The organism is Gordonia sp. ABSL11-1, from assembly GCF_030315685.1.
In the GTDB taxonomy this organism is placed as follows: Bacteria; Actinomycetota; Actinomycetes; order Mycobacteriales; family Mycobacteriaceae; genus Gordonia.
Genome location: NZ_JASXSI010000004.1, coordinates 213,081 through 238,535, shown reverse-complemented (window position 1 = coordinate 238,535; position 25,455 = coordinate 213,081). Strand labels below are relative to the sequence as shown.

23 protein-coding genes and 1 pseudogene are annotated in these 25,455 nt (G+C 67.2%); 15 read left to right on the top strand and 9 right to left on the bottom strand.

Annotated features, from left to right (window positions below; genetic code table 11):
- Position 1 precedes the first annotated feature (1 nt).
- The 5 genes from QSJ19_RS06660 to lysS all read left to right on the top strand — a co-directional run bounded on the left by QSJ19_RS06660 (position 2) and on the right by lysS (position 6,618).
- The gene (locus tag QSJ19_RS06660; RefSeq protein WP_286319196.1) at positions 2-802 is read left to right on the top strand and encodes a type III pantothenate kinase; all 801 of its coding nucleotides are present in this window, start codon (positions 2-4) and stop codon (positions 800-802) included.
- A gap of 350 nt (positions 803-1,152) precedes the next feature.
- Positions 1,153-1,587 (top strand): rhodanese-like domain-containing protein, encoded by a 435-nt coding sequence (locus QSJ19_RS06655; protein ID WP_286319193.1) that lies wholly within the window; start codon positions 1,153-1,155, stop codon positions 1,585-1,587.
- A gap of 53 nt (positions 1,588-1,640) precedes the next feature.
- A complete protein-coding gene (locus QSJ19_RS06650; RefSeq protein ID WP_286319190.1) occupies positions 1,641-4,394 on the top strand; it encodes a helix-turn-helix transcriptional regulator in 2,754 nt (917 codons plus the stop codon).
- A 102-nt stretch (positions 4,395-4,496) separates the two neighbouring features.
- The gene (locus tag QSJ19_RS26760) at positions 4,497-4,904 is read left to right on the top strand and encodes an aldehyde dehydrogenase family protein (RefSeq protein WP_353507122.1); all 408 of its coding nucleotides are present in this window, start codon (positions 4,497-4,499) and stop codon (positions 4,902-4,904) included.
- A gap of 169 nt (positions 4,905-5,073) precedes the next feature.
- Positions 5,074-6,618: a lysine--tRNA ligase gene (gene lysS / locus QSJ19_RS06640; RefSeq protein ID WP_286319186.1), complete on the top strand. Its 1,545-nt coding sequence runs from the start codon at positions 5,074-5,076 to the stop codon at positions 6,616-6,618.
- A gap of 65 nt (positions 6,619-6,683) precedes the next feature.
- Here lysS and QSJ19_RS06635 read toward each other — a convergent pair whose 3' ends face one another.
- The 3 genes from QSJ19_RS06635 to QSJ19_RS06625 all read right to left on the bottom strand — a co-directional run bounded on the left by QSJ19_RS06635 (position 6,684) and on the right by QSJ19_RS06625 (position 9,238).
- Positions 6,684-7,007, bottom strand: coding sequence for an endonuclease domain-containing protein (locus QSJ19_RS06635; protein ID WP_286319183.1), 324 nt, complete (start codon positions 7,005-7,007; stop codon positions 6,684-6,686).
- The gene (locus tag QSJ19_RS06630) at positions 7,000-7,272 is read right to left on the bottom strand and encodes a hypothetical protein (protein ID WP_286319182.1); all 273 of its coding nucleotides are present in this window, start codon (positions 7,270-7,272) and stop codon (positions 7,000-7,002) included. The genes QSJ19_RS06635 and QSJ19_RS06630 overlap by 8 nt, the downstream gene beginning before the upstream one ends.
- Positions 7,273-7,684: 412 nt before the next feature.
- Positions 7,685-9,238 (bottom strand): FadD3 family acyl-CoA ligase, encoded by a 1,554-nt coding sequence (locus QSJ19_RS06625; protein WP_286319180.1) that lies wholly within the window; start codon positions 9,236-9,238, stop codon positions 7,685-7,687.
- 42 nt (positions 9,239-9,280) lie between these two features.
- On the opposite strand from QSJ19_RS06625, the gene QSJ19_RS06620 reads away from it, so the two are divergent.
- The 5 genes from QSJ19_RS06620 (at position 9,281) to QSJ19_RS06600 (ending at position 14,941) form a co-directional block, all read left to right on the top strand.
- Entirely contained in the window at positions 9,281-10,561 is a 1,281-nt protein-coding gene (locus QSJ19_RS06620) for an acyl-CoA dehydrogenase family protein (protein ID WP_286319178.1), read from the top strand.
- Positions 10,558-11,379: an SDR family oxidoreductase gene (locus tag QSJ19_RS06615; RefSeq protein WP_286319177.1), complete on the top strand. Its 822-nt coding sequence runs from the start codon at positions 10,558-10,560 to the stop codon at positions 11,377-11,379. Before QSJ19_RS06620 ends, QSJ19_RS06615 begins: the two co-directional genes overlap by 4 nt.
- Positions 11,380-11,401: 22 nt before the next feature.
- On the top strand, positions 11,402-12,559 hold the full coding sequence (locus QSJ19_RS06610) for an acetyl-CoA C-acetyltransferase (protein WP_286319176.1): 1,158 nt from the start codon (positions 11,402-11,404) through the stop codon (positions 12,557-12,559).
- Between the two features lie 192 nt (positions 12,560-12,751).
- Positions 12,752-14,260 carry an aldehyde dehydrogenase family protein gene (locus QSJ19_RS06605; RefSeq protein ID WP_286319175.1) on the top strand — a complete coding sequence of 503 codons (1,509 nt, stop codon included), beginning with the start codon at positions 12,752-12,754 and terminating at the stop codon, positions 14,258-14,260.
- 81 nt (positions 14,261-14,341) lie between these two features.
- Complete coding sequence (locus tag QSJ19_RS06600) at positions 14,342-14,941, top strand: TetR/AcrR family transcriptional regulator (RefSeq protein ID WP_187590025.1); 600 nt, start codon at positions 14,342-14,344, stop codon at positions 14,939-14,941.
- A 5-nt stretch (positions 14,942-14,946) separates the two neighbouring features.
- Here the strand turns inward: QSJ19_RS06600 and QSJ19_RS06595 are convergent.
- A pseudogene (locus tag QSJ19_RS06595) lies at positions 14,947-15,094 on the bottom strand (NADP-specific glutamate dehydrogenase); the annotation flags it as partial.
- 109 nt (positions 15,095-15,203) lie between these two features.
- Between QSJ19_RS06595 and QSJ19_RS06590 the strand changes: the two are divergent.
- Together QSJ19_RS06590 and QSJ19_RS06585 are read left to right on the top strand one after the other, a co-directional pair.
- The gene (locus tag QSJ19_RS06590) at positions 15,204-17,075 is read left to right on the top strand and encodes an ABC transporter ATP-binding protein (RefSeq protein WP_286319174.1); all 1,872 of its coding nucleotides are present in this window, start codon (positions 15,204-15,206) and stop codon (positions 17,073-17,075) included.
- On the top strand, positions 17,072-18,817 hold the full coding sequence (locus QSJ19_RS06585; RefSeq protein ID WP_286319173.1) for an ABC transporter ATP-binding protein: 1,746 nt from the start codon (positions 17,072-17,074) through the stop codon (positions 18,815-18,817). The genes QSJ19_RS06590 and QSJ19_RS06585 overlap by 4 nt, the downstream gene beginning before the upstream one ends.
- 101 nt (positions 18,818-18,918) lie before the next feature.
- Here the strand turns inward: QSJ19_RS06585 and QSJ19_RS06580 are convergent, their stop codons facing one another.
- From QSJ19_RS06580 to echA20, 4 genes are read right to left on the bottom strand one after another with little or no spacing between them, the layout of a single operon-like run.
- Positions 18,919-20,010 (bottom strand): NAD(P)H-dependent flavin oxidoreductase, encoded by a 1,092-nt coding sequence (locus tag QSJ19_RS06580; protein WP_286319172.1) that lies wholly within the window; start codon positions 20,008-20,010, stop codon positions 18,919-18,921.
- Positions 20,007-20,795 (bottom strand): CoA-transferase subunit beta, encoded by a 789-nt coding sequence (locus QSJ19_RS06575; RefSeq protein ID WP_286319171.1) that lies wholly within the window; start codon positions 20,793-20,795, stop codon positions 20,007-20,009. Before QSJ19_RS06575 ends, QSJ19_RS06580 begins: the two co-directional genes overlap by 4 nt.
- Entirely contained in the window at positions 20,792-21,691 is a 900-nt protein-coding gene (locus QSJ19_RS06570) for a CoA transferase subunit A (RefSeq protein WP_286319170.1), read from the bottom strand. Before QSJ19_RS06570 ends, QSJ19_RS06575 begins: the two co-directional genes overlap by 4 nt.
- A complete protein-coding gene (echA20, locus tag QSJ19_RS06565; protein ID WP_286319168.1) occupies positions 21,691-22,479 on the bottom strand; it encodes a (7aS)-7a-methyl-1,5-dioxo-2,3,5,6,7,7a-hexahydro-1H-indene-carboxyl-CoA hydrolase in 789 nt (262 codons plus the stop codon). Before echA20 ends, QSJ19_RS06570 begins: the two co-directional genes overlap by 1 nt.
- Positions 22,480-22,544: 65 nt before the next feature.
- On the opposite strand from echA20, the gene QSJ19_RS06560 reads away from it, so the two are divergent.
- The 3 genes from QSJ19_RS06560 to QSJ19_RS06550 are packed head-to-tail and all read left to right on the top strand — an operon-like array spanning position 22,545 to position 24,682.
- Positions 22,545-23,345, top strand: a complete 801-nt coding sequence (locus QSJ19_RS06560; RefSeq protein WP_286319166.1) for an SDR family oxidoreductase — start codon at positions 22,545-22,547, stop codon at positions 23,343-23,345.
- 48 nt (positions 23,346-23,393) lie between these two features.
- Positions 23,394-24,290, top strand: coding sequence for an SDR family oxidoreductase (locus tag QSJ19_RS06555; RefSeq protein ID WP_286319163.1), 897 nt, complete (start codon positions 23,394-23,396; stop codon positions 24,288-24,290).
- A gap of 2 nt (positions 24,291-24,292) precedes the next feature.
- The gene (locus tag QSJ19_RS06550) at positions 24,293-24,682 is read left to right on the top strand and encodes a DUF8021 domain-containing protein (protein WP_286319160.1); all 390 of its coding nucleotides are present in this window, start codon (positions 24,293-24,295) and stop codon (positions 24,680-24,682) included.
- A gap of 46 nt (positions 24,683-24,728) precedes the next feature.
- Here QSJ19_RS06550 and QSJ19_RS06545 read toward each other — a convergent pair whose 3' ends face one another.
- Positions 24,729-25,385: a GNAT family N-acetyltransferase gene (locus QSJ19_RS06545; protein ID WP_286319157.1), complete on the bottom strand. Its 657-nt coding sequence runs from the start codon at positions 25,383-25,385 to the stop codon at positions 24,729-24,731.
- Positions 25,386-25,455 lie beyond the last annotated feature (70 nt).

Sequence of the window (25,455 nt, the reverse complement as noted above, 5' to 3'; positions counted from 1 at the left end):
CATGCTCCTCGCCCTCGACGTCGGGAACACCAACATCCATCTCGGCGTGTTCGCCGGGACAGGTGATCACGCGACGATGGTGCGGGACTGGCGCATTCACACCGAACCGAACCTGACCTCCGATGAACTCGCGCTGCTCATCCGGGGCCTACTCGGCTCCGACGCCGATCAGGTGACGGGCGTCGCGGCCCTGTCGACCGTCCCGTCCCTGCTGCGCGAACTCCGGGTGATGGTGCCGCGATACTTCGGCGACGGCTTCCACCACATGCTGCTCGAACCCGGTGTGCGGACCGGTGTTCCGCTCCTCGTCGACAACCCGAAAGAGGTCGGGACCGATCGGGTCGCCAATTGTGTTGCAGCACACCACAACTACCCCGACGGTCCGTGCATCGTGGTGGCATTCGGGACGGCCACCGTCGTCGATGCGGTGTCGGCCAAGGGGGAGTTCCTCGGCGGGGCCATCGCTCCCGGCGTGAACCTGGCGGTCGAAGCGCTGTCGGAACACACCGTGACCGTCCGCAAGGTCGAACTGATGCCTCCGCGCAGCGTGCTCGGCAAGAACACCGTCGAGGCGCTGCAGTCGGGCATCCTCTACGGCTTCGCCGGTCAGGTCGACGGCCTTGTCGACCGCGTACGTGACACGGTCGACGGGTTCGACGGCGACGACGTCACCGTCGTCGCCACGGGTTATCTCGCGCCGCTCGTGTTCGACGAGTGCGAGACCCTCACCGCGCACCATCCCCACCTCACACTCGACGGTCTGCGCCTCGTCCACGAGCGCTCCAAGCAGCGCCGTCGCTGACCCCGGTCCGACCACCACCCGCGCCGACCGTGTCCAACATCTCGCCGACCGGGTCCACGATCTCGCCGACCGGGTCCAGAATGCTGCCGACCGTGTCCAGCACGTGCGGCGCGCTCGACCCGATCGACGAGATCCTGGACCCGATGGGCGAAAATCTGGACCCGATCGATGGTGACGGTGCGAGGCCGTCCGACCGACGACGCCGCAGGCAGGGTGGTGCGAGGGCAGGATGTGTGGCACACTGTCGCCGTGATCATGAGCTGTCAGGAGTGTTGTCAGGGCTGAGTCCGCGTCTGCGGCCGCCCACTTTCGACGACCCCCGCTCGATCTCGATCACCCCAGGAATCCTCATGACCGCCGTCCTCGGCACCTCCGTTGTCACCGCCCTCGAACCCACCGTCGCGCCGTCGACGGACGCACCGCTGTCCGCCCAGGCCGCCGACTACACGCGCCTCATCGCCTCGGGTCTGACCCCCGTCGATGTCCGCAGCCAGCGCAAACGTCAGCTCGACGGCGTGCTGTCGGGTGCGCTCGCGATCGACGCCATCGACGTCCTCACCCGTCTGACACCCGGCCACGCCGACTCGTTGCGCAGCGCCACGCCCGGCGCACGATGGCTGCTGATCTCCGACGACGGCCACGAGGCCGAGTGGCTGGCATGGCACCTCCAGGCGCGCGGCGTCACCGGTGCGGTCTTCGTCGTCGGCGGATTCCGTGCGCTCCGCAGGGCACGTGTCGCGGGAAGGATCAGCGAGCAGGAGCTCGCGTCCATCTCCGCGCACTGACCCCGCGCGTCGATGCGACCGCGTCCGACGCCGCGGCCGCATAGGATCGGCCCATGACATCTCCTCCGCGGTCAGCGGAGCGCCGCGACGTCATCACAGGTTTCCGGCGGCGGCTCGACGACCTGATACACGGAGGCGACCGACGCACGGACACACGATGTCTCGTCCTCCTCGCCGACTCCGGTTCCGGGAAGACCAGCATCCTGCGGGAGGTCACCGCCGACGCCGACGTCTCGATCGGCTGGGCGACCGCGGCCGAATTGTCATGGCGCGCGCCCTACTCGGTGATCGGGGACGCTCTCGGTAGCGCCGTGCCCGACACGTTGGGTGCCGACACCGATGAGTACTTTCTCACCGCCGTCGACGACTGGGCCGGCGCAGGCCGGTGTCTGCTGGTCCTCGACGATGCCCATCACGCCGACGCCGCGAGCCTGAACGTGCTGCTCTCCGTCGTCGACGCGGCCCGCGACCTTCCCCTGACGATCCTGGTCGCAGCCAGACCATTACCGCAGCGCGAGTATCTGACCCGACTGATGCGTCGTGCCGACGTCGGGGTCGTCGGCATCCCACCGATGGATGCAATGGACCTCGACGTCCTGGTGCACGATCACCATGGCGCCTGGCCCACCGCACGATTGCAGTCGGCGCTGGCCCCCGCGCAGGGGAATCCCCTGCACGCCACGACGATCCTCGACGACCTCGATCGCGGGGGTGTGCTCATCAGGGTCGGGGACCGGCTCGACGTCGCCCGGGACGCCGAACCCGCCCCGGCCGCGTGGGTGGCGGATTCGATTGCCGCCCGGATCGATTCACTTGAGCCGTCGGCGCACGACCTGGCGGTCAAGCTCGCACTGTGGGGCGGGCCGACCCACCTGGAGGATCTGGCGGCGCTGTCCGCGGTTCCCGCGGCCGCGTTGCTCACCCCGGCCCAGGCGTTGCTGGGGGCCGGCGTCGCCGACTTCGACGCGACGGGTCGACTGGCGACCACTCACGATGCGGTCACCGAGGCGGTCACCGAGCGCACCCCGTTCCCTTTGAGAGCCGTCGTGCATCGGGCCATCGCCGAGCGGGTGGGCGATGCGGATCCGGTGGCACGCGCCTTCCATCTGCGCGCCGCCGGAGCAGATCCGCGAGAGATCGAGGTCGCCGACGACTCCGCCGCACACGTCCTGGCCGCCGTGCCGTCCGTCCGGGCCGACCTGCTGACCGACGCCGTCGACGCCGCCGCGGCGGCAGGCCGCTCGACCCAACTGCTCTCGCTGGAGCGGGTCCTCGCCCTGGCACGGTCCGGTCAACTCGACCGCGCCGACGAGGCGGCACGCACCGCCCTCGCCGTCGCCGACGACATGGATGTCATCGCACGGCTCTATCGGATTCGGCTGTTCGTGCTGACCGCACGCGGCGCCATGGACGAGACCATCGAGACCATCGACTCCCTCGCGGGCGTCGACCTGCCAGAGCGGAGTCGCCGCGTCCTGACCGACCTGCGCAACTACGTGACCCTGTTCGGCGGTCGCGCGCCGCTGCCGATGCAGCCCTACGGGCCGATCGCCGACCTCACCCTCACCGGCCTCGTCGCCGAGGCGTTGCGCAGCTGCCTCGTCGGCCACACCCATCAGGCCGTCGAGTACGCGGCCGAGGCATCGCGACGGTTCATGCCCACCGAACCCGGACCCGACGGTGTCGACTCCAGCGAGGGCGCATCGGCCGATCTGTGGCCGCCGTTCGTCGAGCTGTACCACGGCGGTCCCCGCGTCGCCGCCGAGACGATGAACGACACGATCATGCGCGAACGCGAACGCGGCACCGACTGGCAGACGACCTACCGGCAGCTCATCCAGGCCTCGATCCTCACCGTGCGAGGTCAGCTGTCCGACGCGGCCGCGACCTACGACACCGCGTTCGAAAAGGTGGCCGTCGGCGACGAGGCGGTCCCGTCGCTGGCCATGGGCGGCCGCGTCACGATCGACATCGCCCGCGGCGACTTCGCGTCAGCAGAACGTCGCGTCGAGGACTGGGACGCCGGGCGGGTCGGCCACGGTGTGCTCGTCCGACAGTTCGGACTGCCCGACATCGAACGGCAGAAGATGCTCATCTTCGAGGCCCGACGACGACATCGACCGGCCGCCGCGATGGCATCGGCGGCCTGGTCCGGCGCGATCGACCAGCACGCCTATGCATGGGCCGCGACGATCTCACCGGCCTGCGCCCGCGTCGCCGTCCGGGCGATGGAACCGTCGCTCCTCGAGCGGATCGCCCACGACCTCGACACCCTGCTGCCCCGACCGCTCAGCCCCGCGACCGCTGCACCGGTCCGCCTCGCCACCGCCATCGCCTGCGCCGACAGCGCCGACCTGGTCACGATCGGTGTGGAGGTGGCAGCGGCCGCCCACGAACTCGACGACATGTTCCTCGAGGTCGCGGGCTGGGAGGAGGCCGCGGTCGCGGCGGCCACCGCCGGAGACCGGGACCGGGCCATCGGCCTCGCCCGACGGGCGCTCCAGCGCGCCGAGGACGCCGGCGCCGACGGGCTGCAGGCGCGTGTCCTGTCCCGGATGCGTGCCGCGGGCGTGCGGGTGACGACGGCGGGGAGACGTCGCGCGAGCACGGGCTGGGAGAGCCTCACCCCGACCGAGTCCCAGGTCACCGAACTCGTCGCCATGGGCGTGAGCGGGCCGGACATCGCGGCACGTCTCTTCATGTCACCGCGGACCGTGCAAACCCACGTCTCCCACGTGCTGGCCAAGCTCGGCCTGCGTACCCGTGTCGAGCTCGCGGCCGCGGCGAGCGCGCGCACATCCGGATGAATCGGCCGAACACCGAGGGCGATCTCGAGTAGGAACGAGTCATGAGCACACCGACCGTTCCGTGGGACAACACCATCTCCGTCGGCGACTGGGTGCCCGGCGGTGCCGGCACACTCGACGTCACCGCACCGGCGACCGGGGAGATCCTCGCCGTCGGCGACCCCACGGACGCCGACAACGTGCTCGGTCCGATCATCGATCGCCGTCAACTCGAGCGCGTCGACGACATCGTGGACCAGGCCATCGACATCATCAACGCCAGCGAATACGGACTGTCGGTCGGCATCCTCACCGGCAACGCGTTCCGCGCCTACGAGCGCGCCCGACCGCATCCGGTCGGGCGCGGTGTACATCAACGATCAGACCGTCGACGACGAGGCGGTCGCGCCCTTCGGCGGCACCAAGGCGTCCGGGGCCGGAGGACATTTCGGGTCGTCGGTCAACCTGGACACCTCCTGCGACCTGCAGTGGGTGACGATGCAGGCCGACATCGAGCGGTATCCGTTCTGAGTGACGGCTCCCCGGGGCCGGCGCCGAACTCACCCGGCCCGCTCGCCGGCTCCCGGCGCCGAACTCACCCGGCCCGCTCGCCGGCTCCCGGCGCCGAACTCACCCGGCCCGCTCGCGATCGGGCCACCATGGCGATTCCGAAAGGGGCGATTCCGATAGGGTCTCACGGGTGAGCAACACGCCCGGCCCCCAGAGTGCAGCGCCCGAATCGACCGACGACAACACCCCGGAGCAGCTCCGGATCCGTCGGGAGAAGCGCGACCGCATCCTCGGTGAGGGCCGCGAGGCCTACCCGGTGTCGATCCCGCGGACGCATGCGCTGTCGGAGATCAGGGCCGCTCATCCCGACCTCGAGGCGGGGACCGAGACCGGTGAGGTCGTCGGCATCGCGGGACGCATCATCTTCCTCCGGAACAAGGGCAAGCTGTGCTTCGCCACCCTGCAGGAGGGCGATGGCACCCAGTTGCAGGCGATGGTCAGCTTCAACGGGGTGGGCGAGGAGTCGCTGGCGCGGTGGAAGGCCGACGTCGATCTCGGTGACATCGTCTACGTGCACGGGCAGGTCATCAGCTCCCGCACCGGCGAGTTGTCGGTGATGGCCGACGACTGGGAGATGGCGTCGAAGTCGTTGCGTCCCTTGCCTGTCGCGCACAAGGACATGAACGAGGAGACCCGCGTCCGGCAACGCTACGTCGACCTCATCATGCGTCCGGAAGCGCGGGAGATCGCCCGAACGCGTATCGCCGTGATCGCTGAACTCCGTGCAGCCCTGGGGGATCGGGGATTCCTCGAAGTCGAGACGCCGATGCTGCAGACCTTGCACGGTGGTGCCGCGGCGCGTCCGTTCTCCACCCACTCGAACGCATTCGACATCGACCTGTACCTGCGCATCGCTCCGGAACTCTTCCTCAAGCGCTGCGTCGTCGGCGGCATCGAGCGGGTGTTCGAGATCAACCGCAACTTCCGCAACGAGGGCGCCGACTCGACGCATTCACCCGAGTTCGCGATGTTGGAGACCTATCAGGCCTACGGCACCTACGACGACGCCGCCGTGATGACCCGCGAACTGGTGCAAGAGGTTTCGCAGAAGGCGATGGGCACGCTGACGCCGACGATGCCGGACGGCAGCACCTACGACCTCTCCGGCGAATGGACGTCGCTGTCGATGTACCCGTCGTTGTCGGAGGCGCTGGGGCGTGAGATCGTTCCCGCCGCAGGCGATTCGGGAACCTCCGTCGAGGAGCTGCGGACGATCGCCGCGGGGGTCGGCCTCGACATCCCGAAAGACAAGGGATACGGCCACGGCAAGCTCGTCGAGGAGCTGTGGGAGCACATGGTGGGGCAGCATCTGTCGCAGCCGGTGTTCGTGCGTGACTTCCCGGTGGAGACGTCGCCGCTGGTGCGCGCGCACCGGTCGGTGCCCGGTGTGGTCGAGAAGTGGGATCTCTACGTCCGCGGCTTCGAACTGGCCACCGGCTACTCCGAACTCGTCGACCCGGTGATCCAGCGTGAGCGTTTCGTCGACCAGGCACGCCTCGCCGCCGCCGGCGACGACGAGGCGATGAAGCTCGACGAGGAGTTCCTCACCGCGATGGAGTACGGCATGCCGCCGACCGCCGGCACCGGCATGGGCATCGACCGCCTGCTGATGGCCCTCACCGGTCTCGGCATCCGCGAGACGATCCTCTTCCCGCTGGTCAAGCCGCGCGCCTGACCCCCGATTCCCGATTTCGTAGTACGAACACGCGCTTAACGCGAGTCCGTACTACGAGTTCACGGTCAGGCGGCCTCGCGCTGACGGATTGTCGCGCGTACTTGGGCGAGGACCCACTGTGGTCGTTGCGTGATGTCGTGCCATGTGAACCTCAAGACGATCCAGCCGTTGGCGATCAGAACGGTCTGACGCTCGCGATCGTGTTGAAATGCGTTCGCATCGCTGTGGAACGACACACCGTCGATCTCGATGTCGATCTTCAGTTCGTCGATTGCGAGGTCCAAGACGTACCCGCATGCGTCGACATTGGTTGCCCAGCCCACGATGTCGGAGGTCTTCAGCAGGGCCACCGCTCCGCGCTCGGCCTCGGAACGTGCTCCCTCAGACATCGCCGCGAGCATCGCCCGCGCGCGGGGAGCCGCGGCGTCCTGCATTGCGCTTCTGGGCGTCAACGAGGTCGTCGAGGGCGACCCTCTTTCTCAGCAGAGCAGAGTCCATGATCGTCACGCCGATATCCACGGAGGCGTCGAGCACCGTGAGAGGAACAGCCGTGACCCGGAGTCCGTCGATGACAGTGAAGTCGCGCTCGCCGACGGTCCGGTGCCAGACGCGGGCGCGATCGACGGGCGGGCCGCGTCGACCATGGGGGGCCATCACCGATGGTCGACGGCGCTTTGTCGGTCAGCCCGTGCCACCACGCAGCGCTCGCGCCGCACAAGGCCGCTCCGGGTCCGGCGGACAGGACAGCGATCCTCGCCCTCATCCGGGTGTCGAGCTTGCGGTGCGCCACGCGATAGACGCCTCGGGTCTCGCGAATCCACTCGCCGGACCCGACCCGTCGTCGTGCGCCGTCGGCATCGACCCCGGCACGCCTGTGCCTGAGCCGAGGTGAAGACGCCGTCGTGCTCGGCGAGCATCGCACGTAGCGCTGTTTCGTCTGCCATGCACACTTTGACGCTGCCGGTCGTCAATCGGTTCCACAGCGGCACTCGTCCTCGAGCACACCGGATGGCGTTGTACAGACACGCGGAGAACGCGTGTTCGTACTACAAAATCGCGAATCGCGTCAGGAGAGCTGACGCTTGAGGATCTTGCCTGCGGCATTGCGGGGGAAGGTGTCGACGACGACGACCGACCGCGGCACCTTGAAGTTCGCGAGGTGCTCTTTCGCGTAGGCGATGACCGACGCCTCGTCGAGCGTGGCGTCGTCGCGGACGGTGAGGAACGCCCGCCCGACCTCGCCGAGCCGCTCGTCGGGCACCCCGATCACCGCGGACTCCGTGACGCCGTCCAGCCGTGCGAGGGTCTGCTCGATCTCGGCGGGGTACACGTTGAACCCACCGCAGATGTACATGTCCTTCAGCCGGTCGGTGATCGTCAGGTTGCCGCGCTCGTCGATGGTGCCGATGTCGCCGGTGTGCAGCCACCCGTCGGCGTCGATCGTCTCCTTGGTGGCCGCCTCGTCGTCGAGGTACCCGCGCATCACCATCTTCCCGCGGGCGAGCACCTCGCCCTCGTCCGACAACGCGATCTCCATCCCGTCGAACGCCCGTCCGCAGGTGTTCGCCACGGTCTCGTCGTCGTCGTCGGGCGTACAGGTCGACACGAAACCGCTGGCCTCGGTGAGTCCGTAGGCGGTGACGACGGTGTCGACGCCGAGGTCGCTCTGCAGCCGCTCGATGAGCACGACGGGCACGATCGCGGCGCCGGTGACGATGAGTCGCAGCGACGACAGGTCGTGGTCGGCCCGGGCGGGATCGTCGAGGATCGTCTGGAAGATGGTCGGGGCGCCGGGGAACACGGTCGCCCTGCGGCGTTCGGCAAGTGCCATCGCCTCGGTCGGCGAATAGACCGCGAGCGGGATCATCGTCGCGCCGAACAGTGTGCACGGCAGGATGCCGGCCTTGTAGCCGAAGGTGTGGAAGTAGGGATTCACCATCAGGTAGCGGTCATCCGACGACAGGCGCCCGTTGGTGCCCCACGCCCGCGACCCGGCCACTGTCTGCTGATGCTCGGCGAGAACACCTTTCGACTTCCCGGTGGTGCCGGAGGTGAACAGGATGTCGGAGATGTCCTCGGGCGCGACGGCGTCCGCGCGCGCATCGGCCTCGTCGCGCGTCGTCTCCGTCGCCCGTGCCAGGAACTCCGACCATTCGATCGCCACATCCGGGACCGCCGACGACCCGTCCAGCGTCACGCCGACGACGACCTCGGGCAGCGAGTCGGCATGGGAGTCCACGAGCTCGGCGAGATGATCGCCACCGAGGAAGGCGCCTGACACGATCACCGCGCGAGCTGCGGACCGCTCGATGATCTCGATCGCCTCGGCGCTCGTGTACCGCGTGTTCAACGGCACGAGAGTGGCGCCGGCGTAGTGGGTGCCCAATGCCGCGACCGGCCAGTGATGGCTGTTGGGTGACCAGATCGCGACGCGGTCGCCGGTGGCGATACCCGAGGCCACCAGCGCGGCGGCGAATGTTCGGACTTCTTCGGCGAACTCCGACCACGTCAGCTCGACGATGGGACGATCGCTCCATTGGTCGTCGACGACGGCCAGCCTGTCCGGCCAGGTCTGGGCGGCCCGGCGCAAGGCAGCCGGGGTCGTCAGGATCGGCTCCATGTCCCCAACCTAGCACTTGCTTGGTGAGTTATGCTAGCGGTCATGACCTCGAACAATCTTGCCGATCGGTCGCTTGACCTCGGCGAATGGGCGCGCTCCACCCCGGACGCCGCCGAGGTGTTCGCGACGGCGGTGCGCGCGTGGCTCGACGAGAACCTCGCCGGAGAGTTCGAGCACCTGAAGGGTCGCGGCGGGCCGGGCAGTGAGCACGAGTTCTTCGCCGAGCGGCTCGCCTGGGATCGGCACCTCGCACGGTCCGGGTGGACCTGCCTCGGTTGGCCCACCCGTCACGGAGGACGCGGCGCGACCCTCGATCAGCGGATCATCTTCCACCAGGAGTACGCCCGTGCGAATGCGCCGGCGCGGGTCAATCACCTGGGGGAGGAGCTGCTCGGGCCGACCCTGATCGAGTTCGGCACGCAGGCACAGCAGGAACGCTTCCTGCCGGGGATCGTCGACGTCACGGAACTCTGGGCACAGGGCTATTCGGAACCCGGCGCCGGCTCCGATCTCGCCGGGGTGTCGACGACGGCCGCTCTCGACGGCGACTCATGGATCCTGAACGGGCAGAAGGTCTGGACGTCGCTCGCGCATGTGGCGCAGTGGTGTTTCGTCATCTGCCGTACCGAGAAGGGTTCGACGCGACACAAGGGACTGAGTTTCCTACTGGTCCCCCTGGATCAACCGGGTGTGACCGTGCGGCCGATCCAACAGCTCACCGGCACATCCGAATTCAACGAGGTGTTCTTCGACGACGCGTCCACCGACGCCGATCTCGTCGTCGGTGAACCCGGCGACGGGTGGAAGGTCGCGATGGGCCTGCTGCAGTTCGAACGCGGCGTGTCCACGTTGGGGCAGCAGGTCGGCTTCGAGCGTGAACTCGACAATCTGACGACGATCGCGCGCCGAAACGGCGCGACGGGCAACCCCGAGATCGCATCCCGTCTCACGCGGGCGCGTATCGGTCTCAAGGTGATGCGTGCACACGCTCAACGGACCCTGGCCGGCGGCGGAAGTGCGAGCGGGCCGTTCGACGCGCAGGCGGGTTCGGCGTCCGTCGCGAAACTGTTGTGGGCGAACTGGCATCGGGATCTCGGTGAGCTGGCGATGGCCGTCATCGGCGCGCCGTCGCTGCTCGGTCCCGCGCAGACCGTCGAGGGCGTCGCGAACGACATCACCGACCCCGACCACGTCGAACTGGACGAATGGCAGCGACTGTTCCTCTTCACCCGCGCCGACACGATCTACGGCGGTTCGAACGAGGTGCAGCGCAACATCATCGCCGAGCGCGTGCTCGGCCTACCGCGAGAGGCCCGACAGTGACCGAAACGACGATCTCCCAGCACCGTTCGCCGCTCGCCACGCCACCGGAGGAGACCCCGGGACATGGTCTGCTCCTCGGCCGCAAGGTCGTCGTCACCGCTGCAGCGGGTACCGGGATCGGCTTCGCGACCGCGCGCCGAGCGCTGCTCGAGGGGGCCGACGTGGTGATCAGCGACTGGCACGAACGGCGGCTGGGGGAGGCGCAGGACCGGCTCGCGACCGAGTTCACGGACTCCACCGTCGGCCAGATCGTCTGCAATGTCCAGGAGTCTTCTCAGGTCGACGCTCTGATCGAGTCGGCCGCAGGTGAACTCGGACGGATCGATGTGCTGGTCAACAACGCCGGACTCGGTGGCGAGACCCCGGTGGCCGACATGACCGACGAGGAGTGGGATCGGGTCATCGACATCACCCTCAACGGCACCTTCCGCGCGACCCGTGCCGCGCTGCGCTACTTCCGTGGGGTCGAGCACGGTGGCGTCATCGTGAACAATGCGTCGGTGCTCGGTTGGCGCGCACAGCGCGGGCAGGCGCACTATGCGGCCGCCAAGGCCGGGGTGATGGCGTTGACCCGATGTTCGGCGATCGAAGCCGCCGATGTCGGCGTCCGCATCAATGCGGTCGCGCCGTCCATCGCCAACCACCCGTTCCTCGCGAAGGTCACCAGTGACGATCTCCTCGACGAGCTCGCCTCACGCGAGGCCTACGGCCGTGCCGCCGAGGTCTGGGAGGTCGCCGCCACCATCGCCATGCTCGCCAGCGACTACACCACCTACCTGACCGGCGAGGTCGTCTCGATCTCCAGCCAGCGTGCCTGACAACAGAATTGGAGCACTGACCATGTCCACACCCCAGGCCTACATCGTCGACGCCGTCCGCACCCCGGTCGGCAAGCGCAACGGTTCGCTCGCCAAGACCCATCCCGCCGACCTCGGCGCACACGTCATCTCGTCGATCATCGATCGCACCGGCATCGATCCGAACGTCGTCGACGACGTCGTGTTCGGGTGTGTCGACGCGATCGGGCCGCAGGCCGGCAACATCGCGCGCACCGCGTGGCTGACCGCGGGTCTGCCCCTCCACATCCCGGGTACCACCGTCGACCGGCAGTGCGGGTCGTCGCAGCAGGCCATCCACTTCGCCGCGCAGGGTGTGATGAGCGGAACACAGGACGTCGTCGTCGCCGGTGGTGTGCAGAACATGAGCGCCATCCCGATCTCGCAGGCGATGATCGCCGGGCAGGAGTTCGGATTCACCACGCCCACAGCGGAATCCACCGGCTGGCGCGAACGGTTCGGCGACGCCTCGATCTCCCAGTTCAACGGCGCCGACATGATGGCCACCAAGTGGGACATCAGTCGTGAGGACATGGAACGGTGGGCCCTGCAATCCCACGAGCGTGCGCGCGCGGCGATCGCCGACGGCCGCTTCGACAAGGAGAACGTCGCGATCGGCGATTGCGTCGCCGACGAATGCCCGCGCGAGACGTCGATGGAGAAGATGGCCGGCTTGTCGCCGCTCGCCGAGGGATCCCGGCTGACGGCGGCCGTCGCGTCACAGATCTCCGATGGTGCGTCGGCGACGCTGGTGGTGTCCGAGCAGGCGCTCAAGGAGTACGGTCTGACCCCGCGGGCCCGCATCCATCACATGTCGGTGCGTGGCGACGATCCGGTGATGATGCTGTCGGCACCGATCCCCGCGACGGCGTACGCGCTGCGGAAAGCGGGCCTGTCGATCGACGACATCGACGTCGTCGAGATCAACGAGGCGTTCGCATCGGTGGTGCTGGCGTGGCTCAAGGAGACCGGTGCCGACCCGTCGAAGGTCAATCGCAACGGTGGCGCCATCGCCCTCGGGCATCCGCTCGGCGCGACCGGCGCCAAACTGTTCGCAACCCTGCTGAACGAACTCGAACGCACCGGCAGCCGATACGGTCTGCAGACGATGTGCGAGGGCGGCGGCACGGCGAACGTGACGATCATCGAGCGTCTGAGCTGAGCGCTGCGGCCGCAGCTCGAATCGGTCCCCGAGGAATCACGCTGAACCGGTCCCTGAGGAACTCCGCTCAAGGTGGCCACATCTGAAAACAGGTGTCGCCAGAAGGGTGTGATCTGACGCATACTATGGTGGAACAAACATGCGCGGTCGTTTCACGACACGCATGGCCATCGGTACGAGTCGGAGGATCGGATGACCAAACCAGCAGAGGTGAACACCGCGGCGGCCGGCCGCGTGTCGTCGGAAGCCCACACCATGACCGAGCTGCTGGAGATCCAGCGGGCCGCGTTCCTGCGTGACGGCATCCCGGATGCGAAGACCCGGATCGATCGCATCACCCGATTGTCGTCGCTGCTGCTCGACAACGCCGACGAGATCGCGGAGGCGCTCGAGGCCGACTTCGGCAGTCGGCCGCGTGAGTTGTCGATCGCGGCCGACGTCGTCGGCTGCATGATCGACCTCACCCACCAGCGGCGGCACGCCGAGAAGTGGATGAAGGAGGTCAATGTCGCCAAGGGGCAGGGGCTGGCCGGATTCAAGCAGCGGCTGCGGCACGATCCGCTCGGCGTCGTCGGCATCATGGGGCCCTGGAACTTTCCGCTGCAGCTGACCTTCGTCCCGGCCGGGTCGGCGTTCGCGGCAGGCAACCGGGTGCTGATGCGCCCTTCGTCGATCACCGCCCGCACGACCGATGTGATCGCCAAGCATGCCCCGGACTACTTCACCGTCGAGGAGTTCGCGGTGATCACCAGCAAGCATGGTTCGGGATCGGACTTCGCGAAGCTGAAGGTCGATCACATGTTCTTCACCGGCTCGCCGGAGGTGGGTGCGTCGGTCGCGGTCGAGACCGCCAAGAACCTCGTGCCGGTCACTCTCGAACTCGGTGGCAAGAACCCGGCGGTCGTCGACGCCGATGCCGACATCGACAAGGCGGCGAAGTTCCTCGCCGATGCGCGCATGGTCAACGGCGGCCAGGTCTGCCTGTGCCCCGACTACGTCTTCGTGCCGGAGGCCAAGGTCGGCGAGTTCACCGACAAGGTCATCGCGCGGTGGAAGGACAAGTTCGCGACGATCCGCTCCAACCGCGAGTACACCGCGACGATCAACGAGAAGAATTTCAACCGGATCGTCGACCTGATCGACGACGCCGAGAAGCTCGGCGCGACCAAGCATCAGGTGATCCCGGCCGGGGAGTCGCTGCCCGACGCCGATACCCGCAAGATCCCGCCGACGCTGCTCACCGGTGTCAAGGCCGGCATGAAGATCGAAGAGGACGAGGTCTTCGGGCCGGTGCTCACGGTGTACCCGTACCGCAAGTTGTCCGAGGTGATCAGCCACATCACCAGCCACCCGCATCCGCTGACCATGTACTGGTCCGGCGATGACAACGACAATCTGAAGACCCTCGCCGACAGTACCCGCAGCGGATCGATCAACGCCAACGACTTCGCCACGCACCTGTTCAGCGGTGGCCTGCCGTTCGGCGGCGTCGGCAAGAGCGGAATGGGCAACTATCACGGCAAGTTCGGGTTCGAGACGTTCAGCCATGCCCGCGCTGTCACTGTCTCGACCTTGCCGCTTTCGGTCGCGGAGATGATGTCGCCTCCGTTCACCTCACGCGACAAGAAGATGACGAACAGCCAGCTGAAGCTGTGGGCGCGACTCAACAATCGCGCCATCAAGAAGCTCAAGCGCCGCTGATGCGACACTGATCGCACACGACACCGCTTGGCCGGGCTCGCATCACCGCGCGCCCGGCCAAGCGCTTGCTAGGGTGGACCAATGGCACCACGCGGCTCCGTCACCGGCACCACCAGGCGCGACGAGCTCCTGGCGACAGCGGGGAGGATGTTCGCCGAGCAGGGTCTGAGGTCGACGACAGTGCGGGACATCGCGGATGCGGCGGGCATCCTGTCGGGCAGCCTCTATCACCATTTCGATTCCAAGGAATCGATGGTCGACGAGATCCTCCGCAGCTTCCTCGACGACCTCTTCGCGCGCTACCGCGAGATCGCCGGCTCCGGCCTGAGTGCCGCGGAGACCCTGCGTGGACTGGTGGTCGCCTCGTTCGAGTCCATCGACGCGCAGCGCAACGCCGTCGCCATCTACCAGGACGAGGCCAAACGCCTCGCCGGCCAGGAGCGGTTCGCCTACATCGACGAACTCAACACCGAGTTCCGCCAGCTCTGGCATGCCGTCCTCCGCCGAGGCGTCGACGACGGTGAATTCCGCGCCGACCTCGACGTCGAGCTGGCCTACCGATTCCTGCGCGACACGGTGTGGGTCGCGGTGCGCTGGTATCGGCCCGGAGGCGCGCTCGCCGCCGATGACATTGCGCGTCAATATCTTTCGATCGTGCTCGACGGTATCCTGCCTCGCTGAGACGGTCAGATCACGCCGAGTGACAGCATCGCATCCGCCACATGGGTGCATCCTGCGATGTTCGCGCCGACCACGTAATCGCCTTGGGGCGCCGTACTCCTCCGCAGTCGCCAGGCAGATCTCGTGGATCGGCCGCATGATCTCGGCCAGTCGGTTCTCGGTGTGATCGAAGCGTGTCGATGGACAGATATGAGGTACCACGTGGGAGAGTGCAAGTTAGGGCACCCTTGCCCAGGATTCACGCGGGCGTTATCGTACGCGTATGACAACTGGTGCCGAGCTCGCCGAACGGACGGAGAATCTACCGGACCCACCGCCCGAGAATGTGACGCCGGACGCACGAGCCGAAGCGCAGCAGAGTGCTGCTGCGCTGCGGTCGCTGCTCGAACCCGTCCGCACGAGGATTCGTGTCGCGCAGATCCTGCAGGTCATAGCATCGGCAGCGACGGTCATCCCGTTCATCGGCATCGTCGAGTTGGGCAGGACGCTTCTCGGCGACGGTGCGGTGGACACCGGCCGTGTCTGGCTCATCGTCTGGGTGGTGACCGCCGGTCTCGGCGCCCGCGCCTTCTTCAGTGGGCTGGCCCTGGCGGTGACACACTTCGCCGACGTCGACCTCCAGGCAATACTGCGGCGACGCATCACCGCGAAACTCAGTCGGCTGCCGTTGGGATGGTTCACCCGCACGACCTCTGGGCAGGTCCGCAAAGCCACCCAGCACGACGTCGGCGAACTGCACTATCTCGTCGCACACGCCGACGTCGAGACGACGGCCGCGGCCGCGACACCGCTGTTCGCGCTGATCTACTGCTTCGTGCTGGACTGGCGCCTCGGTCTGCTCGCCGTGGCAACCCTGCCGCTGTACGCCATCGCCTACGCATGGATGGTCAAGGACAGCACCGAGCAGATGGCCAAGATGAACGCGGCACTCGCGCGGATCAGCAGCACCATCGTGGAGTTCGTGTCCGGCGTGTCGGTGGTGAAGACGTTCGGGCAGACCGGCCGCGCGCACAAGGCGTTCGTCGATGCGGCCGACGAGTTCAACGACGACTTCGCCGGTTACGTCGGCCCGATGCTGCGCATCGAGGCTCTCTCGATGCTGATGTTGTCGGCACCGCTGGTGTTGCTGGTGAACCTCGGCGGGGGCTACTGGTTCGTGCGGTCGGGCTCGGTGGATCCGATCGAGGTACTGGGGTCAACCCTCGTCGCACTCATCCTGCCCGCGACACTGCTCACCGTCAGCATGGCGATGTACAGCAGGCGTGAAGCGGCCGCTGCGGCGCAACGACTCGTCGAGCTGTTCGACCTCCCAGAGCTCGAGATCTCCACGACACCTTCGGTGCCGCAGGGGAACACGGTCGAGTTCCTGGATGTCTCGTTCGCCTACCCAGGCGACGCCGCCGCCGCCGAGGTACGGGCCCTCGAGTCGGTGTCGGCGACGCTGCACCCAGGCACGGTGACCGCCCTGGTCGGGCCGTCGGGAAGCGGGAAGTCGACGCTGGCAACGCTTCTCCCGCGGTTTGCCGACCCCGACGAGGGCGCGGTCATGATAGGCGGCGTCGACGTCCGGGACATCGCTCCAGAGGAGCTCTACCGACACGTCGGATTCGTGTTGCAGGACGTCGCACTTCTGGGTGTCAGTGTCGCCGACAACATCCGTCTCGGACGCCCAGAGGCGGGACTGGACGAGGTCATCGCGGCCGCCCGCACGGCCAACATCGACGATCGGATTCGTCAGTTGCCCAACGGCTACGACGCGATAGCAGACGTCGACGCGCACTTCTCCGGTGGTGAGGCTCAGCGCATCAGCATCGCGCGGGCACTGCTGTCCGATGCGCCCATCCTGGTACTCGACGAGGCGACCGCCTTTGCCGATCCCGACTCGGAGGCCCAGATCCAGGAGGCCGTCGCGCGATTGATGGTCGGTCGCACAGTGCTCGTGATCGCCCACCGCCTGGGCTCGATCACTCACGCCGACAACATCATCGTCCTCGATGGCGGGCGGGTCGTCGAGACCGGTATCCACGCCGAACTCGCCGGCGGCGATGGGCTGTACGCGTCGATGTGGCGGGCATACCTCGGTGGGACATCCCACCGTGACGAAGAGATCGCCGGAAAGGGTGTGTCCGAATGATCAAAGGGTACTTGATGATCCTCGGATCAGAACGCTCCCGGATGATCGTCTATCTGATCTGGGCCGCAGTCTTCGGAGTCGCCCAGGGACTCTCCATGATCCTGTTGGTGCCGATCGCCCGAGATCTGTTCGACGGTGATCTGACCGCTGCCGGGCGGTGGCTGCTCGTGTTGCTACCCGTCGTCGCGTTCTGCGCCGTGACGTTCTATGTGCAGTCGCTGAAATCGATGCGGATGGCCGTGTTCACCATGCGCACACTCCATCATCGGTTGGGCGATCACCTGGTGACCCTGCCGTTGGGATGGTTCAGCCGCGAGAAGGTCGGATCGGTGTCCCAGATCGCGGTGAAGGGAACGATGTTCGTCGGCAGCGCTGGTGCCCACCTGATCACGCCGGTGGTCACGAATCTCATCAGTTCGATCACCGTTGTCGTCGGTGTACTGATCATCGACTGGCGGATCGGAATCGTAGCGGTGATCGGCGCCGTCGTCCTGTGGGGCATCGGCGGGCTGTCGAGCCGCATGATCGCCGAGGCCGAGGCGCGCAATCACGGAGCCGCCGTCGAGGTCAACAACCGGGTGCTCGAGTTCGCTCGTCATCAACCGGTTCTGCGTGCGTTCGGCAGGGCCGGGGACCGATATGAGCCGCTCGACGATGCCCTGATCGGGCAGCATCGGGTCGGGCGTCAGGTGATGTGGCGATCGGTGCTGGGCATCATGCTCAACGGCGTCGCCGTGCAGGTGGTGTTCACCGCGATCATCGTCGTCGGTGCGTGGCTCGCGGTGACCGGGCGTATCGAGGCCGCATTGCTCGTCGCGGTGATCGGCCTGGCCGCTCGCTTCACCGACCCGATCGCCGAATTGGCGTTGCTCGGTTCATCGTTGCGGATGGCGACGGCGGAGATCGATCGCATCGCGGCGATTCTCGACACCGACGCCATGCCGCAGCCCGACCATCCGAAGGCAGTCACAACGCCGGGTCTGGTCGAGATCGACCATGTCGGGTTCTCCTACGAGGGTGAGGCGACGCGCCGAGTACTCGCGGACGTCGATGTCCGGCTGCCGACCGGATCGATGACCGCGCTCGTCGGACCGTCGGGATCCGGCAAGACCACGATCACACGCCTCATCGCCCGTTTCTATGACGTCGACTCCGGTGCCGTGCGGGTGGGCGGCGTCGACGTCCGCGACCTGGATCCGGCGACCCTGATGGACCAACTCTCTCTGGTGTTCCAGGACGTGTATCTGTTCGACGACACACTGTGGGACAACATCCGCATCGGACGTCCCGCAGCGTCCGACGACGACATCCGTGCTGCCGCTGCGACCGCCGGAGTGACCCCCATCGTGGACCGGTTGCCGGACGGCTGGCGAACGCGCGTCGGGGAGGGTGGATCGGCGCTGTCCGGGGGTGAGCGGCAACGGGTCTCGATCGCACGGGCTCTGTTGAAGAACGCTCCGATCGTGCTGTTCGACGAGGCGACGAGCGCGCTCGACCCGGAAAACGAGGCGCATGTCGCGGCGTCGATCCGCGCCCTGGCCGAGCACAGCACTGTGCTGGTGATCGCCCACAAGCTGTCGACTGTGGTGGCGGCCGATCAGATCGTGGTCCTCGACGATGCCGGACGTGTCGACGATATCGGTACGCACGAGGAACTCCTCGGACGCGGTGGCAGGTACACCGATTTCTGGGATCAGCGCAGCGCTGCGACCGGGTGGAGGATGGCGTCTGCCCGAAACTGACGGAGTCGACAGTTGATACTGTGAGCGGCCCGAGTAGGTCCCTTGCACAGATGACGTGGTTCGTAACGCTGACCGTTACGAACCACGTCATCTGAGTGCGGTCACGCCAGCGTGCCCAGCGCCTTCAGTCGCGCGTGGGCCTGCGTCATGATCGACTGGATCAGCTCGTCGCAACTCGGCAGGTCGTCGATCATGCCGACGACCTGACCCGACGCGAGCACACCCGCGCGGGTGTCGCCCTCGACAAGACCGGCGCGCAACAGCATCGGCGTGTTGCCGGCCATGATGACCTGCTGCCATGTGCGTTCACCGGACTTCCGCATGGTCCGACCGTCGCGCAGCATCGTGGTCCATTTCATGCCGGTCATCTGCTTGAACTCGTTGGCGTTTCGGGCGGCGGCGACCAAGGCCTTCGCCCGGCTACCGCTATCGAGAGCCTCGACGAGCGGAGTACGGAGTACTCGGTGCGGCATGCCGTCGACCTTGACAGAGACGACGGTGTCGCCGAGACCGCGCCCGAGATACTCCTGTTTGACGGCGTCCGGAACGGCGCTGTCGGAGGTGAGCAGGAAGCGCGTGCCCATCGCGACGCCCTCGGCCCCGTATGCGAGCGCAGCGAGCAGGCCTCGCCCGTCGAAGAACCCGCCCGCCGCCACGACAGGCATGTCGATGCCGTTGGACGACAGAGCATCCAGCACCGACGGCAACAGCAGGGTGGTCGCCACCGGTCCGGTGTGGCCACCGCCCTCTCCGCCCTGCACGATGACGGCGTCGGCCCCCCACGACGCCACCTTCACAGCATGTTTGGCGGCACCGATCGACGGGATGACCACGACGCCGTGGTCCTTCAGCTTGGCGATCAACTCCTGCTTCGGAGCCAGGGCGAACGACGCGACCTTCACACCCTCCCGGATGAGGAGGTCGATGCGCTCGGGTGCATCCGTGGCGTCGGCCCGGATGTTGACTCCGAATGGCTTCTCGGTCAACGACTTCGTCTTCGCGATCGCCGCGGCGAGTTCGTCGAACGTCATGGTCGCCGACGCGAGGATGCCGAGCCCGCCCGCATTCGACGTCGCCGACGTGAGCGACGGACCCGACACCCACCCCATACCGGTCTGCACGACCGGGTACTCGACGCCGACGAGTTCGGTGAAGCGTGTCGACAGGCCCGCCGCCCTGGCAGCGGAGGTCATTTCACTTCTCGATTCCGGACGCCCTTGGGATCGAGAACGTCCCGGATCAGGGAGAGTTCCTCCGCCGAGGGCAGGCGCGTCGTCGGAGCGGAGTCGAGTCCCGCGACCTCGAATCCGGTGTTCTCGGCGACTTCCTCGGGCCCTACGCCGGGGTGCAGCGACCGCACACGCATCGTGTGGCTCGGCCCCTCGAAGTCGAAGACACCCAGGTTGGTCACCACACGGTGGATGTTCAGGAAGCGGAAGGCCGGATTGTCCGGGGCGACCTTGTCGTAGCCGACACCCGCGACGATGTCGACGCTGTCGCCGAACACCCTGGTGGAGTGACGAGGGACCCAGTAGCTCGTCGGATGATTGATGGTGTTGCCCGGTGCGCCGCGGACGCCGAACATCTGCCGGGTCGGTTGCTGCAACGGTCCGAAGGCCGACAGGTTCTGATTGCCATAGCGGTCGATCTGGTTGGCGCCCATGACGACATGACGACGGCCGGAGGCGACGACGTCGAACACCTTCCGGAACGGCATCCATCCTTCGATGGGGCCCGACTTGCCGATGGCGGGGGTGTCGGCCAGGATCAGCGCCTCGCCATCGGTGATCAGCAGATCGGGCTCGGTGGTGAGCCGGGCCAGACGGGCTCCGATCAGCGGTGTCGGCGCCATCGGCGACGCCATGATCTCGCCGGCGCCGGTGAATATCTCGGCGCAGGCGATGACGCACACCTCGGCCCTGGTGACCTCGGCGACGTCGGTCGGCGACACGGACTCGGTGGTTGCGTTGTTGCTCACTGCTGGTCCTCCTGCTCGCTCTGCCATTCGGTCACCGCGCGTTGATAATCGGCCTCGTCGACCTCGAGGAAGCGAGTGGAGAACGCCTTCCAGGTCTCGGGATCCTTCGCGGACTCGACATAGAACTGCTGGAACCTCTCATCGCGCCCGTACTCGCCGGCGAAGGTGAAATGAGCACCGTTGGGGGCGTGCACGACACGATCGACGTTCATCCTGTTCAACAGGAGCCGTTGCGTCGGAACGGTCTTGACGAGCACCTCGGTCGAGACCAGTTGATCGGCCTCGAGATAACGACGTTCCGCGGCGGCGCAGAACAGGTCGTCCATGTACGGGTCGACCCCCGTGTAGGCGGCGTTGCCGCGGTTGTCGGCGAGGTCGAGATGGACGAAGGCGGCGTCCAGACGCAGTGCCGGCATCGCGATCAGGGTCTCGGCACGGCCGTCCTCGTCCGGATAGGGCGACGTCACGGTCTGCAGCTCGCCATCCCAGAAGTTGGGCACATCCGAGCCCAGCCCGGCGCGGATCGGCAGGAACGGAAGTCGGGCCGAGGCGGCCTCGAGGCCGCACTTGACCATCCCCTCATCCATCTCACGGGCCTCGAGAGTGCCCGACGTCCGTGCCTTCGCGAACCACGGATCGTAGAACGGAGCCGAGTCGAGCGACACGAATCCGTAGTAGGCGCGGGTGACCTTGCCTGCGGCGCAGAGCAATCCGAGGTCGGGTCCACCGTAGGTGACGACGGTCAGATCCTTGACGTCGGAGCGGGCGAGCGCGCGCACCAGTGCCAGCGGCTTGCGGCGCGAGCCCCAGCCGCCGATGCCGATGGTCATGCCGTCACGCAGTTCGCCGATGACGTCGTCGAGCGAACTGGTCTTGTCGGTCGGTGTGGCCGCCATCAGGCATGTCCTCCATTGGTGTTCGATGCAGCGGTGTCGAGGGCCTTGCCGGTCGAGACGAACGCGTCACGATGCTCGTCGGCAACACCGGCCAGATTGAGTTCGAAGGTGAAGCCCTGCTCGAGTCGGTAGCTGCTCTTCACATCCACCGGGTCGATGTGGTTGATCGCTTCCTTGGCCGCCCGGATCACGCGGGTGTCCTTGGTGGCGATCTTCTCGGCCACCTCCATCACGGCGTCGAGCAGGTGATCGCGGGTCACCACGCGGTAGACCGAGCCGAAGTGTTCGAGCTGCTGCGCGGTGACGTTCTGCGCGGTGTAGTAGAGGGTCCGCATCATGTGCTGGGGGACCAGTCGGGCCAGGTGGGTGGCCGCGCCGAGGGCCCCCCGATCGACCTCTGGCAGGCCGAAGACAGCGTCGTCGGTGGCGACGATGACGTCGGCATTGCCCACGAGGCCGATGCCTCCGCCGACGCAGAAGCCGTTGACCGCGGCGATCACCGGGACGGCGCAGTCGTACACCGCGGAGAACGCGGCTGCGCATCCGCGGTTCGCGCCGATAAGTGCATCGAATCCCTCGGTCGCCTGCATCTCCTTGATGTCGACGCCGGCGTTGAACCCGCGCCCCTCGGCCCGCAGGATCACGACGTGCGTGGACATGTCGTGGCCGGCCGCGGTGACGGCGTCGGCGAGTTCGAACCACGCCGCCGACGGCAGTGCGTTGACGGGCGGGTAGTCGACGGTCACCGTCACGATCCCGTTCTCGGTGCGTGTCGTGGTGATCGGCACACCTGCTCCTCTCGGGTACGAATCACAACCAAGCAAGTGCTTGGTTGTTTGGTAGGGTAGCACCCATGAAGGCGCAGCGGCAGACCGCAGGTCAGCGGTCATCGGCTCGGGACCTGGGGCTCGACAAGAAGGTCGTGCTCATCACCGGGGGCACGCGTGGCGTCGGCGCGGGGATCACCCGCGTCCTCGCCGACCTCGGCGCCGTCCCGGTGGTGTGCGGTCGCCATCCCGGAGCCGAGGACGATGTCGAGTTCGTCGCCTGCGATGTCCGTGACGCCGATGCCGTCGACGCGATGGTGCGTGGCATAGCGGAGGATCACGGCCGGCTCGATGGAGTGGTGAACAATGCCGGGGGGTCACCGTTCGCACTGGCCGCCGACGCCTCGCCGCGGTTCTCGAGCAAGATCGTCGAACTGAATCTCCTGGCGCCGCTTGCCGTGGCGCGTGCGGCCCACGCCGTGATGACGGCCCAGGAGTCCGGTGGGGCGATCGTGAACGTGTCGAGCGTGAGCGGCCATCGTGCGTCGCCGGGGACCTCGGCCTACGGTGCGGCCAAGGCGGGCCTGGACAATCTGGTGACGTCGCTGGCCATCGAGTGGGCACCGCACGTGCGCATCAATTCGGTGGTCTGCGGTGCCGTCCTCACCGAGCAGGCCCACCTGCACTACGGCGACGACGAGGGCGTTGCCGCCGTCGGCGCGACGATCCCGATGGGTCGGCTGGCGATGCCGGAGGATGTCGGCAACGCGGTCGCGTTCCTGCTGAGCCCGATGGCCGGATACATCACCGGGTCGACGCTCACGGTGCATGGTGGAGGAGAACGTCCGGCCTTCCTGGCCGCGGCCACCGCCGACAACACGATGTGATCGGCCGTGCGTCGTCGGGCGCACGAGGAGACGAACGAGGGGAAGAACTTGTCTGACAAGCTGAATGAAGGACGGGTGGCGATCGTCACCGGGTCTGGCCAGGGCATCGGGCGCGCACATGCGCTGGCGCTCGCGGCCGACGGCGCCAAGGTGGTGGTCAACGACTTCGACGCGAATGCCGCACACTCGGTCGCCGACGAGATCACCGCGGCCGGAGGCCAGGCCATCGCGATCGTGTCCGACGTCGCCGACTGGGCGGCGGGGGCGACGATGATCGACTCCGCGGTCAAGGAGTTCGGCGGCCTCGACATCATCGTCAACAATGCGGGTTTCGTCCGTGATCGCATGCTGGTCGCGATGTCGGAGGACGAATGGGATGCGGTGATCCGTGTGCATCTCAAAGGGCATTTCGTGACGATCCATCATGCCGCGGCGTTCTGGCGGGCGCAGTCCAAGGCGGGGCAGGAGCCGGCGGCGCGCATCATCAACACTTCCTCGGGTGCCGGACTCTTCGGCTCTGTCGGCCAGGGGAATTATGTTGCCGCCAAGGCGGGTATCTCTGCGCTCACGATCCAGGCGGCTGCGGAGCTGGGCAACTACGGTGTCACCGCGAATGCGATCGCACCGTCGGCGCGGACGCAGATGACGATGAGCGCCGGCGATGCGATGGCCGCGCAGATGGCGGCACCGGCCGACGGATCGTTCGACACGATGGACCCGGCGAACATCTCGCCGCTGATCGTGTGGCTGGGCTCGCCCGAGTCGTCGGCGGTGACCGGACGGGTCTTCGAGGTCGAGGGTGGCCGGATCACGGTCGTCGACGGATGGCAGCGCAGTGCCGAACAGGACAAGGGATCTCGATGGGCGCCGAGCGAACTCGGTCCCGTCGTCGAGGAGATCCTGGCCAAGTCGCCTGTGCCCGTTCCGGTCTACGGCGCGCGGTAGACGTGACGCCGAACGTCGATCCCGAACGGGCCTCCGAACGCGTCGCGGTGGCCCGTGCCTACGTCGATGCACTGGTCAGCCACGACCCGTCGGGCGTCTCGCTGCACGGCGAGTGCACCCGCACCGAAATGGGTGTGAAGACGGGACGCAGTGGGTCGCACATCGCACGGAGTCTCGCGCGCGGGCCGCAGTTCCGGCTGATCCATCGCATCAGCGATTTCAGCGCAGACGTCGACGGCCACACGGTGTCCACCAGATACTGGGTGCACGTGCGGCCCAAAGCGATCGGACTCGCCGCCCACGTCAGCGAGTCGTTCGTCGTCGACGAGGACAACCGGATCCGGGCGATCGTCGCCCGGTTCGGCGTGCCTCGGCGACGCGTCGGGTCCTGACCCTTCGAGACGCTCGCAGGCTCGCTCCTCAGGGATCGGGGTAGGCCTAGGAACTCGGTGCGCGGACCACCATCGGGACGCCGGGGAAGTCGGCGGCCATCTCCGAGCGTGACTTCCGCAGCGCCGCTGTGCCATAGCCCTTCTTGCGGTGCTCCGGATGGATCCAGATCCGGACGTCGACCTCACCGTTGACGAGCTCACCGAAGACGAAACCGACCTTGGTGTCACCCTCGAGCGCGACCAGCCACACGGCGTCCTCATTGTCGACGCGCTCGGTCGCCTTGGCGATCTCGTCGCCGAGATCTCCCGCCGGGCTGCCGGAGCCGTCGCCGGCGACCTTCAGTTCTTCGGTGCGCACCTTGAACAGGTCGGCGTCGTCGGATGCGGAGAAGGGGCGCAGATCGAGCGAGTCGCCGCTGCTCGCCGGCCGCTCGGCCAGAGTGAAGGTCAGCGCATTGTTGAGGTCGTCGAGCTCGGCCTGATTCTTCCGGCGCTCGTCCTTGGTGAGCTGATAGAAGGACATACCCAGGACGGCCTGGGCGCCGAGCGTCGACTTCCCGAGCAGGGTGGCGATGGCCTCGACCGCCTCGTCCCGGGTCTCGGCGTCGACGATGGCGTCGAGGACGTCATGGCGACGCTCGAGTGCGGCCAGAAGTGCATCGGTGATGTCGCGGCGAGTGGTCGCCAGGTCAAGATCGGTCATGACTCCCGATGGTAGTTCAGCACCCGCTGGGGTGGGGCGTCGATGACATTCCTCGTTCGATCAAAATGAA